General features: G+C 36.0%; 19 protein-coding genes. 2 read left to right on the top strand and 17 right to left on the bottom strand.

The annotated features are described in order from the left end of the window. Window positions 1-5 precede the first annotated feature (5 nt). Together GS03_RS13355 and GS03_RS10115 are read left to right on the top strand one after the other, a co-directional pair. Window positions 6-167: a hypothetical protein gene (locus GS03_RS13355; RefSeq protein WP_168710297.1), complete on the top strand. Its 162-nt coding sequence runs from the start codon at window positions 6-8 to the stop codon at window positions 165-167. A gap of 32 nt (window positions 168-199) precedes the next feature. Beyond that, window positions 200-1,093 carry a lysophospholipid acyltransferase family protein gene (locus GS03_RS10115; protein ID WP_136152424.1) on the top strand — a complete coding sequence of 298 codons (894 nt, stop codon included), beginning with the start codon at window positions 200-202 and terminating at the stop codon, window positions 1,091-1,093. Between the two features lie 185 nt (window positions 1,094-1,278). Here the strand turns inward: GS03_RS10115 and GS03_RS10110 are convergent, their stop codons facing one another. The 17 genes from GS03_RS10110 to GS03_RS10035 all read right to left on the bottom strand — a co-directional run bounded on the left by GS03_RS10110 (window position 1,279) and on the right by GS03_RS10035 (window position 12,458). Continuing rightward, window positions 1,279-1,809, bottom strand: coding sequence for a YceI family protein (locus tag GS03_RS10110; protein WP_136152423.1), 531 nt, complete (start codon window positions 1,807-1,809; stop codon window positions 1,279-1,281). Between the two features lie 194 nt (window positions 1,810-2,003). After that, window positions 2,004-2,324 (bottom strand): hypothetical protein, encoded by a 321-nt coding sequence (locus GS03_RS10105; RefSeq protein WP_136152422.1) that lies wholly within the window; start codon window positions 2,322-2,324, stop codon window positions 2,004-2,006. Between the two features lie 123 nt (window positions 2,325-2,447). After that, a complete protein-coding gene (locus tag GS03_RS13350) occupies window positions 2,448-2,606 on the bottom strand; it encodes a hypothetical protein (RefSeq protein ID WP_168710296.1) in 159 nt (52 codons plus the stop codon). A gap of 281 nt (window positions 2,607-2,887) precedes the next feature. After that, a complete protein-coding gene (locus GS03_RS10100; RefSeq protein ID WP_136152421.1) occupies window positions 2,888-3,652 on the bottom strand; it encodes a DUF4382 domain-containing protein in 765 nt (254 codons plus the stop codon). A gap of 433 nt (window positions 3,653-4,085) precedes the next feature. After that, entirely contained in the window at window positions 4,086-4,418 is a 333-nt protein-coding gene (locus tag GS03_RS10095; RefSeq protein ID WP_136152420.1) for a hypothetical protein, read from the bottom strand. 4 nt (window positions 4,419-4,422) lie between these two features. Then, a complete protein-coding gene (locus tag GS03_RS10090) occupies window positions 4,423-4,779 on the bottom strand; it encodes a hypothetical protein (RefSeq protein WP_136152419.1) in 357 nt (118 codons plus the stop codon). A 33-nt stretch (window positions 4,780-4,812) separates the two neighbouring features. Next, window positions 4,813-5,052, bottom strand: coding sequence for a YtxH domain-containing protein (locus tag GS03_RS10085; RefSeq protein ID WP_136152418.1), 240 nt, complete (start codon window positions 5,050-5,052; stop codon window positions 4,813-4,815). A 32-nt stretch (window positions 5,053-5,084) separates the two neighbouring features. Continuing rightward, the gene (locus tag GS03_RS10080) at window positions 5,085-5,237 is read right to left on the bottom strand and encodes a lmo0937 family membrane protein (RefSeq protein WP_136152417.1); all 153 of its coding nucleotides are present in this window, start codon (window positions 5,235-5,237) and stop codon (window positions 5,085-5,087) included. A gap of 407 nt (window positions 5,238-5,644) precedes the next feature. Beyond that, complete coding sequence (locus GS03_RS10075; RefSeq protein WP_136152416.1) at window positions 5,645-6,409, bottom strand: DUF4382 domain-containing protein; 765 nt, start codon at window positions 6,407-6,409, stop codon at window positions 5,645-5,647. Window positions 6,410-6,524: 115 nt separating this feature from the next. Further along, window positions 6,525-7,250, bottom strand: coding sequence for an MlaD family protein (locus tag GS03_RS10070; protein WP_136152415.1), 726 nt, complete (start codon window positions 7,248-7,250; stop codon window positions 6,525-6,527). A 15-nt stretch (window positions 7,251-7,265) separates the two neighbouring features. After that, on the bottom strand, window positions 7,266-8,003 hold the full coding sequence (locus tag GS03_RS10065; RefSeq protein WP_136152414.1) for an ABC transporter ATP-binding protein: 738 nt from the start codon (window positions 8,001-8,003) through the stop codon (window positions 7,266-7,268). Then, on the bottom strand, window positions 8,003-8,761 hold the full coding sequence (locus GS03_RS10060) for an MlaE family ABC transporter permease (protein ID WP_136152413.1): 759 nt from the start codon (window positions 8,759-8,761) through the stop codon (window positions 8,003-8,005). The genes GS03_RS10065 and GS03_RS10060 overlap by 1 nt, the downstream gene beginning before the upstream one ends. A gap of 128 nt (window positions 8,762-8,889) precedes the next feature. Continuing rightward, window positions 8,890-9,210, bottom strand: a complete 321-nt coding sequence (locus GS03_RS10055; RefSeq protein WP_136152412.1) for a hypothetical protein — start codon at window positions 9,208-9,210, stop codon at window positions 8,890-8,892. Window positions 9,211-9,445: 235 nt separating this feature from the next. Further along, the gene (locus GS03_RS10050; RefSeq protein ID WP_136152411.1) at window positions 9,446-10,900 is read right to left on the bottom strand and encodes an OmpA family protein; all 1,455 of its coding nucleotides are present in this window, start codon (window positions 10,898-10,900) and stop codon (window positions 9,446-9,448) included. 248 nt (window positions 10,901-11,148) lie between these two features. Continuing rightward, the gene (locus GS03_RS10045) at window positions 11,149-11,481 is read right to left on the bottom strand and encodes a ferritin family protein (RefSeq protein ID WP_136152410.1); all 333 of its coding nucleotides are present in this window, start codon (window positions 11,479-11,481) and stop codon (window positions 11,149-11,151) included. A 19-nt stretch (window positions 11,482-11,500) separates the two neighbouring features. Continuing rightward, complete coding sequence (locus tag GS03_RS10040; RefSeq protein ID WP_136152409.1) at window positions 11,501-11,887, bottom strand: hypothetical protein; 387 nt, start codon at window positions 11,885-11,887, stop codon at window positions 11,501-11,503. Window positions 11,888-12,023: 136 nt separating this feature from the next. Further along, window positions 12,024-12,458 (bottom strand): response regulator, encoded by a 435-nt coding sequence (locus GS03_RS10035; protein WP_136152408.1) that lies wholly within the window; start codon window positions 12,456-12,458, stop codon window positions 12,024-12,026.

Genomic DNA, 12,458 nt, shown 5'->3' with positions numbered 1-12,458 from the left:
ACGATATGAAAAATACAACCCTCTTAGAACATTTGATTTGTGTGATTAGCAGTGATTGCAATTCAGAACTAGAATACACAAACGAAAATCAGCAGGAAGAAACGCAAGCCGAAAGTGTAGAAGAAGAATTTCATGGCTTTGATATAGATACCGTTTTTGCCAATTGATTTTAAACCGATAACCTAAACCATATATAAGAATGATCAACTTATTGCTTTATCCAATCTCACTGATTCCGCTGCGTATTTTATACGTCATATCGGATGTGTTTGCTTATTTATTGTACCATGTTTTCAAATACCGTCGTAAGGTTGTGAAAGCCAATATCGACAGGTCGTTCCATTATCTTGATGAAACCGAACGGCTGGCTATTGAAAAAAGATTCTATAAGAACTTTTGCGACCACTTTATTGAAACCTTAAAGTTATTGACGATGACCGAACAGGAGTTAAGGCAACATATTACGGCTGACTATTCTGAACTTGAAAAGATATTGGCAACCAATCAAAGTTGTCATGTATATCTTGGACACCAGTTCAATTGGGAATGGGCTAATGCACATGTAGCCTCGGCATTTAAAAATACGAATGTTGTTGTAGCCTATAAACCTATATCGAGTAAATCATTCAATAATTTGATGTTGAAGATAAGAAGCCGCTTTGGTTCTAAAATGGTATCATCCATGAATATGAAAAAAGAAATGGAGGCGTATGCTGATAAACAACATGTATTGGTATTGGTAGCGGATCAGAATCCGAACAAACCAATGAAGAGTTTCTGGACGTCTTTTTTATCGCAGCCAACTGCCTTTATCAGTGGCACCGAATTGTATACTGCCTCGCACAAGACGCCGCTGCTTTTTGCAGAAATAATCAGAGAGGAGCGAGGGCATTACAAGTTTGTATTGACACCTGTTTTTGATTTTACCCAACAGTACAAAACGGGAATACTTACGGCAATTTTCACAGAGAAACTGGAGGATACAATTAAGAGTCATCCTGAGAATTATCTGTGGAGCCATAAGCGATGGAAACATATTTATAAAAATGAATACAGTAAACGATTTTTTGATAAATCGATAATGGCACACTAAAAACAAGAGATATCCAATTAAATGCTGTACCGCGGGTTAGGCGGCTTATGCGAGTGATGGATGTGATTAGGTTTTTGTTGGGCCCCGGAGTGATGTCCGGGGCTTTTTTTATATAAAAAAACCGCCTACAGTATTATTTGCAAACGGTTTTCAATCAACCTAACATCTATTTTTATACTCTATTCTTATTGTTTTACAAACTGAATTTCAGCAACCAGTTTAATATCTTCACCAACCAATACACCGCCAGTTTCTAATGCTGCGTTCCATGTTAATCCAAAGTCCTTACGGTTGATTTTACCATTTACTGAAAGTCCGATTTTTGTATTTCCCCATGGATCTTTCATCTGTCCACTGTATTCGGTTTCCAATGTTATACTTTTAGTAACATCCTTAATAGTTAAGTCACCTGTAATTTGGAATGCACCTTCATTTAATTTTTGTACCCCTGTACTTTTAAAAGTAAGTGTAGCAAAGTTATCTACATCAAAGAAATCGGCACTTCTCAAATGATTATCACGGTCGGCATTTCCGGTATTAACAGAATTCACCTGAGCGGTAAAGTCAATTTTTGAAGTTTCGAAAGCATCATCTTCGTTTTCAATTAGCGCATCGAACTGATCAAATTTACCTGAAACATTGGTAAACATCATGTGTTTTACTTTAAAGCCAATTTCTGAGTGTGTTGGGTCAATAGCCCATGTTGATTTTGTCATTGTATTATTTTTTAAATTGTTATATTCATTTTGATAGTACAAAGGTATGATGAGCGTTTAAGAGGAGCACTTAACCTAGATTAAGAAATGAAGAAGCAAGAAGCAAGAAACAAGATAGGTATCGTCTAAAATAGAACTAACGTCTACTCATTGCAAACGCTCTTTCTTCTTGCTTCTTTCTTCTTGCTTCTTTTTCAAATAATCATATAACAGCCCGCCATAGTAAAAGCAAAGACAATATTCGCCATAAAAAGCTGGGTGTAATAACCATAAACATTCATCTGTGGTTTGCTTCTGGCCTGCATAAATATAAACAGCCAGCCTATCATGCTGAGAATTCCGATTAATGATCCGTAAATCAGTATGCTGTCATAGGAAAGTGTCATCAATCCGGTGTTGAGCATCGCCTGAAAGCCAATGACACACAATAGCCCCAGGACATATTGAATGCCTACGCCTATATATCGGTTCGTTTTGGTATCGCTGACATTAAAATGGCGAACCAAAGCGGACAAAAGATAGGGTTCTTGATAGGGTTGGTGGAACAGCTGTGCGGTAACATAGCTAAAAATAGTCTTTAGGGCAGTGGCTGCAAAAGCCGCGGTGAGGAGTATTAGTAATATCATATATAGTTTGTTTTAAAATCCTGAACCGTAAAATACACGAAGCGTTTCGTAATCGATTTCCTCATCGGTTGGAGAAATATCAGCAGTATCGTCTAAAGGAATGGTCGGGAGCAGTTCCGTTTCCATTTCTTCACTAAAGGTGTGTAGCGGAGGTAAAGTTTCAGGAGTCATAATTTCTATTGTTTCTGTAAATTTACAAAATGGCTAACCGTTTCATTTATAGTATTCTAGATTGGTATTGCATGATTCACAGATATTGAAAAGAAGCAAGAGGCAAGAGAAAAGATTTATGATGTCTAAAATAGTACTTACGTCTTCTTATTGTATATGTTCTTTCTTCTTTCCTCTTTTTTCTAAAAAAAAAACCATCTGCAAATTGCTTCACAGACAGTTTCTTCTACGTTCTGGGTTTGAATACCCCTAGTACGCTAGACCACAGAACTTAAAAAAGTTTATAGATTGATAACACCAATATTTGTAGTTACACCAACTGATACAGTAACATTCACTTGTGTTACCGGAAGTGCCGGCAATTTAGGCGTTGCAGTAAACGTATAGTTTCCGGCAGGAAGTCCTGAAATTTGAAACTGACCTGCAGCATTCACCGTACTCGAGTACACTACGTTTGAAGCTGAAGTAGCCGTTACCGTAGCTTTTGAGCCCACTGAAGTGATGGTTCCCTGGATACTTCCGGTGGTTGTAGCCACTATAGTTCTTAGGACCGGTTTCAATTTGTAAGTTCCAACTCCTGTTTCTACTATTGATGTGTTGGCATCAAAATCAATTAAGATGTTATTTTCTACGTTTTCGTTTAATGTTTGTGTTACATTAATTTTCAAACCCGTTTGGTCAGCACTTGGGGTAGCTAACGGATAAGAAATACCATTTAATTTAAGGGTATTATTGGTACCCAATAGCAATCTGATTTGCGATGCTTTAACATCTCCTAAATCACTTGTAGCAATGATGGTGCTAATACCATTAGATAAATCCAAAAGATTGTAAATGCCTGCAGTAGTATTTAAGGTAATAGTTTGTCCGTTACTTCCTATTACTTCTACAGCCTGTAAATCAATGTTCACCTCGTCATAAGGTCCTGGTGCATCTGTCATACGTACCTTGTACGCATACTGTCCAGAGTCGTCAGAATCTTTACTACAGGAATTTAATGTAATTCCGAAAACAATAATCGATGCAATTAAAAGTGTCTTTTTCATATTAATATATTTAATGCCGTGAATTAGGTTTCACAACATTACAAAGGTGGCGCTATTGTTTTTTTGGATTGTTCTACTATAATGTGCAAGGTTTGTATAATTCACAGACGAAAGAGGCGAGACAAGAAACAAGAGGCAAGAAGCAAGAGAAAAGATTGGTTAGGTTTAGGATACAGAGAACGTTTATTTATTGTAAATCCTCTTGCTTCTTTTCTCTTGCTTCTTTTTTCTTAAATGAAAACTCCCCATTGCTGAGGAGTTTTTATATAGTGGTATTTGTCTTCTGTGTGAATGCTTCCCATACGAAATGGTTGCCATCGATTATGGCTTTTAAAGAAAGATAGGAAATAAGAAATACGATGCAATACAAAAGATCTAATTTGCTTTGTTTTTCTTCGATTCCGTTTGCTGGTAGTACTTTCGATTTTAACATTTAATGTTGCGGTTCTTTTTTGGGACTTAGTTTATTTAATACCGTCATCAATACATTTCCGAGTATATTTTTTATGGGTTTTTGGAAACGACCCAGAAATGGATTTCGGGTTAAATATTGAGATGTCATGTTAACAGCGCTGTCCAATAAACCTGATTTTATTTCAGGGGCAGCCGTAAGTTGTTTAAAGCTGTTTTTTATGAAGTACAACGGATTTAACTGCTCGACCGTACTGTGAAACTGCAGTTTGAGTAGTTCTAACTCGACCTTTTGCTTGATTTCCAGGGCTATAATGCGTTCCATCAGGAAGTCTTTTTCTTCTGGGGTTTTCATCAGACTATTTATTATGGTTTGGAAGCTCAAAACTTCGGATAACAAAGTTACTTACTGGTTTTTTAATCCAGGTTTTTCGGAAAACAAAAAGAAATATACCTAGTAAAACATAGAATAGTCCCATAACTAAAAACCCATAAGCTGTATTTTGCAGCATATCACCTATCCAAAGAGATAGGGCTACTGTAAAGAGTAAGGCAATAACAAAAACTACTAAAGTCATTACTAATTTTACAGCTAAAGAAGAAAATAGCGCTGCTGTTTCATAAATAGCTGAGTACTTGTAGAGTTCAAAAGAAGTCTTGCTGTACTTTTCTATTCTTTCGAAGAGCTTTTCAATCGTAGCGGCGCTATTTTCCATAAGTATTTTAAAAAAAGTTAAGTATTAAAGGGCTTACTTCTCTTGATGATCAGAAGCAAACTCTTTGGCATCTTCCATCACATTTTCATATTTGGTATTTATGCCATTATACAATTCACCAAATTTGTTTTTAAGTTCTTTGGTGTAATCATTCCCTTTTTTCATAATTCTTTTTCTTGTTTTAGTTCCTTTTGCAGGGGCAAAAAGGATTCCGGCTATGGCTCCAACGGCCACGCCACCTAAAACACCTAATATAACATTGCTATTCTTCATAATTTTAATTGTATTTAATTATTTAATTGTTTTTAAAGTCTTCTTCCTTGTATAATTCTTAATATTACGGCAATCACTGCAATAAGCAGCAGTATGTGTATAAGCCCTCCGGTACTGAAAGCAAAATATCCGATAGCCCACAAAATGAGGAGAATTACGGCGATAGTGTATAGTAAATTGTTCATGATAATTTTTTTTAAGTATTATTAGTTTTATTTTGATATACCATAAAGATACTGTCTTACAAGTCAATCCGTTTTACACAATTACTTCTTAAGATTGTATTATTCACACGTATCCGGATTAGATAGTTTTTTTAAAAAAAAAGCACCAAAACTTTGGTGCTTTTTACTGCTATTGTCATTTGAGGCAAACAGCATTTAATTTTTATTTTTGAATGTTGGACTTGAGAAAAAAAAGAGATTGTAACAGTAATATTTGACAGCTAATTCTTATTGCAGCCTAGAGCCAGTTTAATCTTTGAGGGCGATACTCAGCTATAGATTACTTTTTCTCTTAGTACCAAGTATATCTGACAATCTCTTTTCAACATTCAAGAACAAAAATTATTTATTGTTATGAGTAGTAAACTCTAAAAAACGACCACACCAATATCGGTAGTAACCCCAGCTTGTACTACAACATCTGTTTGTATAACCGGAAGTAACGGCAATACCGGTGTTATCGTAACCGTATATGTTCCTGGTGGCAATCCGGTGATTCTAAAATCTCCGTTAAAATCTACATTACTGCCATATTCGATACCAGTTGAAGAAACGGCACTTACCATGGCTAATGTACCAATCGGAGTAATGCTTCCTTCAATGTTTCCTGAAAGGGCAGCTACTACTGTTCTCAATACCGGTTTTAGCTTAAAGGTTCCGTTTCCGGTTTGGACTACTGAAGTATTAGCATCAAAATCGATAAGAATACTGTTGTCAATATCAGCCTGTAAGGTTTGATGTACTTGTAGTTTTAAACCTGATTGTTCGGCACTTGGAGTACTTAGCGGATAGGTTACACCATCAAGTACTATAGAGTTGTTGGATCCTAAAATCAATCTAATTTGACTTACATCAGCATCGTGTAATGTGCTGGATGCAATAAGTGTATCGGCACCGTTAGTAAAATCTAACAAATTATAGATTCCGGCATTCGTATTCAAAGAAACAGTTTCGCCATTGGCTCCGGTAACCTGAACACTTCGAATATCTACATTTACTTCACTATAAGGTCCGGGATCATCAGTCATACGAACTTTGTATGGATAATTTTCTGAAGAAGAATTATCACTGCTACAAGAGTTTAATGTAATTGCAAAGGCAATCATGAACGGCATTAGAATTATCTTTTTCATTTTTAAAGTATTTAAGTTATTATTAATACATTACAAAGTTCAACTAACTTCAATGCTATTTTGTTACAACATATCTTTTGAAAGTTTCAAGATTCACATCTAAGGCGCAATCGGCTTATTTTTTCTTGCTTTCAAGCTTTTGTTCTTCGAGTTCTTTTTTCTTTTTGGCGGCTTCTTTTTCTTTTTTCTTAAAATAACCACGTAAAAGAATGTTGTGTTTAGCAGCCTCCATATTTTCGTTTAAGCCTTTGGTTGCATTTTGCATATTATTAAGTGTAGCATCAAGTGACTTACCCATTTTATCGTCGTTTACCAACTTGGAAAGCATACTGTTTTTGTTATTCATTTTGGATGTGAATTCAGCCAGTTCATAGGTGATTATCTGTGCATTATCTACACTGACTTTTACACTTTTCATAATGTCTTCCATTTCGATGGCTTTGGTTGAGGCGATGGTAGCATTGTTTTTCACGATTACTTTTGACTTTGTCCCCGGAGAAATGGTCAATACTTTATCTCCCATCAATCCGTCAGAACCAATACTGGCCATGGCATCGGTCTTGATGTATTTGCGGACTTCCTCTTTGATGACTACTATTACCACAACCGAGGTGTCGGAAACAAATTCGATAGCTTTTACGGAACCGATATTGATACCTGAAAAGCGAACATTGTTGCCTACTTTCAATCCACTTACAGTACTAAAGTTTGCTTTTAACTGAAACGTTTCACCAAATAGATTTCTGTTTTTACCAATAAAATAGATGCCAATTATAAAAAGTAGTACTCCAATAATGACAAACATGCCTAATTTCCATATATATCCTGTTTTTTTTATCATAGCTGTTATTTTAAATTATATAAAAAAAGACCTAACCCACGAGTCTTTACTTTTTTCCAATTCGGTATAAGTGCCTTCCGCATGAATGACACCATCTTTTAAAATCAGGATCCTATTGCCTGTTAATTTGGCGCAAGCCATATCGTGCGTAATAACGAGCGAAGTGGTTTTGTATTCTTTCTGAATGGAAACCATCAATTCACTGATTTCTCTCGCCGTTATAGTATCCAGTCCCGAAGTAGGCTCGTCATACAATATGATTTCCGGTTTGATGATTAATGTTCTGGCCATACCGATGCGCTTTCGCATACCTCCCGAGAGTTCAGAAGGCATTTTGTCAATCGCTTCCAATAAACCTACACTCTGAAGGGCTTCTGTTATTTGGGTTTCAATAGCTTCTTTTGAGATTGTCTTATCGTGATGTTTTAAGGTAAACGTCAGGTTTTGTCTTACCGACATGGAGTCGTAAAGTGCTCCATTCTGAAACATAAAACCTATGCGCGCTCTGATGGTATTGAGATCATTGTTGTTGAGTTTGGTGATATCGATACCGAAGACTTTTATTTCTCCCTGGTCGGCTTTTTCCAATCCGACTAAACATTTAATCGTCACCGATTTTCCGGTTCCTGAACGACCAAGGATTACTACATCTTCACTTTTGTTTACGGTGATATTGACGCCATTCAGCACTTCATTATCGCCAAAGGCTTTGTGTAGATTAGTGATTGCTATGACTGGTGAATTTCGTTCCATTAGAAAAATAAATCAGTTATTTGTACGGCCAGCATATCAATAATAAAAATAGAAAGTGAAGCGGTTACCACTGCCGAGTTGGCTGCAATACCAACACTCGCAGTTCCGTTGGATGCATTGAACCCTTTGTAGCAGCCAATCAGTCCAATGAAAAACCCGAAGAAGAAGGTTTTAATAGTGGCAGGCATGACATCGAGAAATTCCAAATGTTCAAAAACACCGGCAAAGTAGCGGTACATGCTCATATTGCCATGAACGTTATAGCCAATATATCCACCAAAAATCCCAACAAAATCGGCATAAATAACCAAAATGGGAATCATTATGGTAGTAGCTAATATTCGGGTTACTACCAAATACTTATACGGATTAATAGCCGAAACTTCCATAGCATCAATCTGCTCGGTCACTTTCATCGAACCTAATTCGGCACCAATGCCTGAAGCAATTTTTCCGGCACAGATTAAGGCAGTGATTACAGGAGCAATTTCCCGTATCAATGAAAGCGAGACCATGCTTGGCAACCAGGATTCGGCACCAAACTTTGCCATCGTTGGACGCGATTGTATCGTGAGCACCAAACCCATGATAAAACCGGTTATAGTTACCAACGGTAATGATTTATAGCCCACAGCATAACACTGTCTTATAAATTCATTTATCTGAAAAGGTGGTCTAAAGACTTCTTTAAAAAACCTTGCAGCAAATAAGGTAATGTTACCGGTATCAGTGAAAATATTTTTTAAGGCAGTAATCATAGTTCTATAAGTTATAATTTGTAGTAAACAGAAATTTGTTTGACACTGCTTTTAACTAAAATTCTCTGAAAAGATTCAGAGAATTAAAGGTATGAGAACGTAAAAAGGTACATCGAAGTATTTTTTGACTATAAGATTAAAATCAATAATAAAATGATAATGATAATGGCTCCAACAGAAAGATAAACCCCGTTGTTGCTGGCTTTCATCGTTGCTTTGATTTCTTTGACTTCTTTACGTAATGCTTTTTTCTCAACTCTTGTTAGATTGGATTTATCCATATCTTTGATTTCTTTTAATCGGTTGAGCAATACTTCTGTTTTAGCATCTTCTGCAGCTTTGTTACTGATTGATGTAGTTTCCGGTGTTACCGGTTCGGCAAATGTCGGTACAGTACAAGCCAATGTTAGTGCTACAACCGCCATTCTGAGTTTTGAAATTGTTTTCATAATTTAATTTTTTTAAGGATTAATTAAAATTCCCTTTTTGCTTTTTTGGTTAGTAAAAAGGATTTATTCGCAGGTATAAATTTCATAATATTTAGGTACATAGTTGTTATACAACTATTTGTATAAGTTGCATTATTCACACTTTCGGTAAAGGGTGAGTCAATAGGTGTCAATAAAAAAAGGCTGCCTCAACGAGGCAACCTTTTAAAAAAACTAGGGCATAATATTTTATATGTTAGTAGGCAATTTTCAATTCCACTCTACGGTTTTTTGAACGTCCTAAAGAAGTTTTGTTATCCGCAATCGGTTTGGTTTCTCCAAATCCGGTTGATGTTAAATGAGAGTCAGAAACCCCTTTACTGATTAAATAAGCCCGAACAGAATTGGTACGTTTTTGTGATAGCACCATATTGAATTCATCCGAACCATTGCTGTCGGTATGACCATCGATTGTCAGATTGGCAGCATCATACTTGTTAAGGATTGCAACTAATTCATCTAATAAAACTAAAGAAGCAACTTTTAATTTATCACTATTGTTTTCGAAGAAAATTTTACTTCCGATATAAGTGATTCTTACTACGTCTTTTTTGGCAATTTCCGGACAACCTTTATTTTCTGCAGTTCCTTTGGCATTTGGACAACGATCATCAATATCGGCTATACCATCGCCATCGGTATCAGGGCAACCTTTTAAACTAACCGGACCATAAGTATCAGGGCAACGATCTTCGTCGTTATTGACACCATCTTTGTCATTATCCAAAGCACATCCGACTGCATCAACTTTGCTTCCCGGAGTTGAGTTTGGACATTTATCATCTAAATCAGCTACGCCATCATTATCAGCATCCGGGCAACCTTTTAGCGCAACTGTTCCTCTGGTATCCGGGCAACGATCTTCAGCATCTGTAACTCCGTCATTATCTCTATCAGGGCAACCATTCATAAGTGCATTTCCTGCGACATCTGGACAAGAGTCTAAATAATCATATACACCATCACCATCACGGTCTAATGGACATCCTTTTTTATCAACGGAAACACCAGCCGGAGTATCCGGACATTTGTCTTTACTATCAGAAACGCCATCATTATCAGCGTCTTTTTTGCTTCCAAAATTGAATGTCAATCCGGCCATGTGCATCAAGTAATCGTCTTTTTTTCCATTTACGATTCCGTCTCGTCTATCGTTATTGGTAAATACAAATGTTTCCTGAAGGTTAAGTGAAACTACAGGAGATAATCTGAAATTAATACCTCCACCGACTACAGGAAAAGTAGTGTCGATTTTTGGTTTATGAAAGTTAAGTTGTCTGTCAAAAAGAATACCACCCCAACCACCAAATACATAAGGTCTAACGGCAAATTCTGGTCCAATAAGGTTTAATCTTAAATTAATGGAAGCTGAACTGTAATCACTTTTAAATCCGGTAACACCGCTGTCGTATCCTAGCGTTCCACGAGTATATAGAGCGCTTATATCTATATATTTCCATAAATATCTTGACACACTTAGACCGGCAAAGCCATACATGGTTTTATCAGTTTTGTACCAATCTCTGCCTAAATCTCCATTGTATTGAATGATTCCGCCATGAAGACCAACGTTCCATTTCTTGTCTTCGGTTTGCGCTTTTGTTGTAAGTGTAGATGCCAGGCATATACATAAGAGTAGTAATTTTTTCATGTTTTGAGTTTTTTATTATTTAAGGCAAAGGTTACTAACATTGGTTGCCATAGTGTTATACAACTATTATTATAGTTTGTGTTATTCACACTTTTTAAAAATTGACAAAAAAACCCTGCCGTTAAGTGCGACAGGGCTAGATAATAAGTGTTCCCCACTTATCATCAACTAACCAAAAAAATCAACCTAAACATTTTTAACATTTATACACTGTATGGCATGCAGTATTCATCGAAGTATTTTTATAGTCACACTATATTTTCATAAGTGACGGCTTTGTATGCTTTTTTTATCTTTGGGATTTTATTAATCTCCGGAAATTTGCTTTCCAGTAAATTAATATGTTCTCCTGTATAGTCTGAAAGTAAGGTAAGCGATTCTACTAATTCAAATGTGGTAGCACTTCTCATTAAGATTGGAACGACAACCAAAAGTTGTTTTTCATGCCAATAGATTTTTTTTAATTCATTCATAGCCTCTTCACACAAAGCTTTAGTAGCGAAATGTTTCTTCTTATCGGCCATACTTTTAACCTGGTCATGGGAAGTTCTGGTCAGAAAATTGCTTGCTCTGTTCTTCATCTTCATTTCGTTTTTGAATTTATTTATTCGAAAAAAAGTCTCTGACAAAAGCATGTTGTTCTCTTGGCGTCATTTTATCGGTTTGCTTTACCTGGATTTTAATATTATGGAAACGGGCATCGGCCACTATAACATTGAAAAGTTCTTCTTTGGCATTGGTTGGACCAAAGAGAATAACTTCATTATACTTTTTGACAGCAGCCAACAGTTTATTATAATATTTGGATTGTTTCTGTTGCTCTTTATTGTGCAAATGATCCTCGCCTTTTAGAAGGCTTTCCATTTTTTCCTGATGTGTAAAATTGGATTCGATAGTTTGAACTTCAAACGGATTGCTTGAAAATTCCATTAAATGAGCAATGGAATGATCCATCCAAATGCCGATTTTTTTTGCTGTAGTTTCCATGTTGATTTTGTTTTACTAACTCTAATAAAGTTATTACTAGAAGTTTATTTTAGTATTACAAAGTTGCCATAGAAGCGGTAATAATCGATTATAAAATTTATGCATTATTTTTTATAATTCACACATTGTCTAGGGATTACATGCGGTCCATATACCAACTGAGTTCTTTTTCCATTTTTTGGTATTTAAAGATGTTGGAAATTACCTTTTGCAAACGAATAAAAGCGGTTTCACTTTTCACAACATAATCAAATGCTTTGTGATGCATGCAACTTACCGCCACTTCAATCTTATCTTGACTCGATAGCATGATTACAGGAATGCCGCCATTGGTATCTTTGATTATATCTAAAGTTTGCATTCCGTTTATAGCATTTTTTACTACTCCATCCAGATGGTAATCCAATACAATGACATCGGGCTTTTTGGCTAAATTTTGAATGCACAATTCTCCGGTTGAAAAGGTTTCTACATCAAAATTGGTATGTTCCATAAATTGTATCTCCAATGATTTTAAGAAAACGGCATCATCATCGACCAGGAAGAGTTTTACTTTATGTTCAGCTTTCAT

The sequence above is a fragment of the Flavobacterium sangjuense genome (genome assembly GCF_004797125.1).
GTDB classification, from domain to species: Bacteria; Bacteroidota; Bacteroidia; order Flavobacteriales; family Flavobacteriaceae; genus Flavobacterium; species Flavobacterium sangjuense.
Note: the sequence above shows the minus strand (reverse complement) of the source record. Positions and strands in the feature narration are given on the sequence as shown.

What these genes read in the sequence shown, in the direction of transcription:
- GS03_RS13355 (WP_168710297.1), top strand. Translation starts at nt 6, where the DNA reads ATGAAAAATACAACCCTCTTAGAACATTTGATTTGTGTGATTAGCAGT.
- GS03_RS10115 (WP_136152424.1), top strand. Translation starts at nt 200, where the DNA reads ATGATCAACTTATTGCTTTATCCAATCTCACTGATTCCGCTGCGTATT.
- GS03_RS10110 (WP_136152423.1), bottom strand. Translation starts at nt 1,809, where the DNA reads ATGACAAAATCAACATGGGCTATTGACCCAACACACTCAGAAATTGGC.
- GS03_RS13350 (WP_168710296.1), bottom strand. Translation starts at nt 2,606, where the DNA reads ATGACTCCTGAAACTTTACCTCCGCTACACACCTTTAGTGAAGAAATG.
- GS03_RS10100 (WP_136152421.1), bottom strand. Translation starts at nt 3,652, where the DNA reads ATGAAAAAGACACTTTTAATTGCATCGATTATTGTTTTCGGAATTACA.
- GS03_RS10095 (WP_136152420.1), bottom strand. Translation starts at nt 4,418, where the DNA reads ATGAAAACCCCAGAAGAAAAAGACTTCCTGATGGAACGCATTATAGCC.
- GS03_RS10090 (WP_136152419.1), bottom strand. Translation starts at nt 4,779, where the DNA reads ATGGAAAATAGCGCCGCTACGATTGAAAAGCTCTTCGAAAGAATAGAA.
- GS03_RS10085 (WP_136152418.1), bottom strand. Translation starts at nt 5,052, where the DNA reads ATGAAGAATAGCAATGTTATATTAGGTGTTTTAGGTGGCGTGGCCGTT.
- GS03_RS10080 (WP_136152417.1), bottom strand. Translation starts at nt 5,237, where the DNA reads ATGAACAATTTACTATACACTATCGCCGTAATTCTCCTCATTTTGTGG.
- GS03_RS10075 (WP_136152416.1), bottom strand. Translation starts at nt 6,409, where the DNA reads ATGAAAAAGATAATTCTAATGCCGTTCATGATTGCCTTTGCAATTACA.
- GS03_RS10070 (WP_136152415.1), bottom strand. Translation starts at nt 7,250, where the DNA reads ATGATAAAAAAAACAGGATATATATGGAAATTAGGCATGTTTGTCATT.
- GS03_RS10065 (WP_136152414.1), bottom strand. Translation starts at nt 8,003, where the DNA reads ATGGAACGAAATTCACCAGTCATAGCAATCACTAATCTACACAAAGCC.
- GS03_RS10060 (WP_136152413.1), bottom strand. Translation starts at nt 8,761, where the DNA reads ATGATTACTGCCTTAAAAAATATTTTCACTGATACCGGTAACATTACC.
- GS03_RS10055 (WP_136152412.1), bottom strand. Translation starts at nt 9,210, where the DNA reads ATGAAAACAATTTCAAAACTCAGAATGGCGGTTGTAGCACTAACATTG.
- GS03_RS10050 (WP_136152411.1), bottom strand. Translation starts at nt 10,900, where the DNA reads ATGAAAAAATTACTACTCTTATGTATATGCCTGGCATCTACACTTACA.
- GS03_RS10045 (WP_136152410.1), bottom strand. Translation starts at nt 11,481, where the DNA reads ATGAAGAACAGAGCAAGCAATTTTCTGACCAGAACTTCCCATGACCAG.
- GS03_RS10040 (WP_136152409.1), bottom strand. Translation starts at nt 11,887, where the DNA reads ATGGAAACTACAGCAAAAAAAATCGGCATTTGGATGGATCATTCCATT.
- GS03_RS10035 (WP_136152408.1), bottom strand. Translation starts at nt 12,458, where the DNA reads ATGAAAGCTGAACATAAAGTAAAACTCTTCCTGGTCGATGATGATGCC.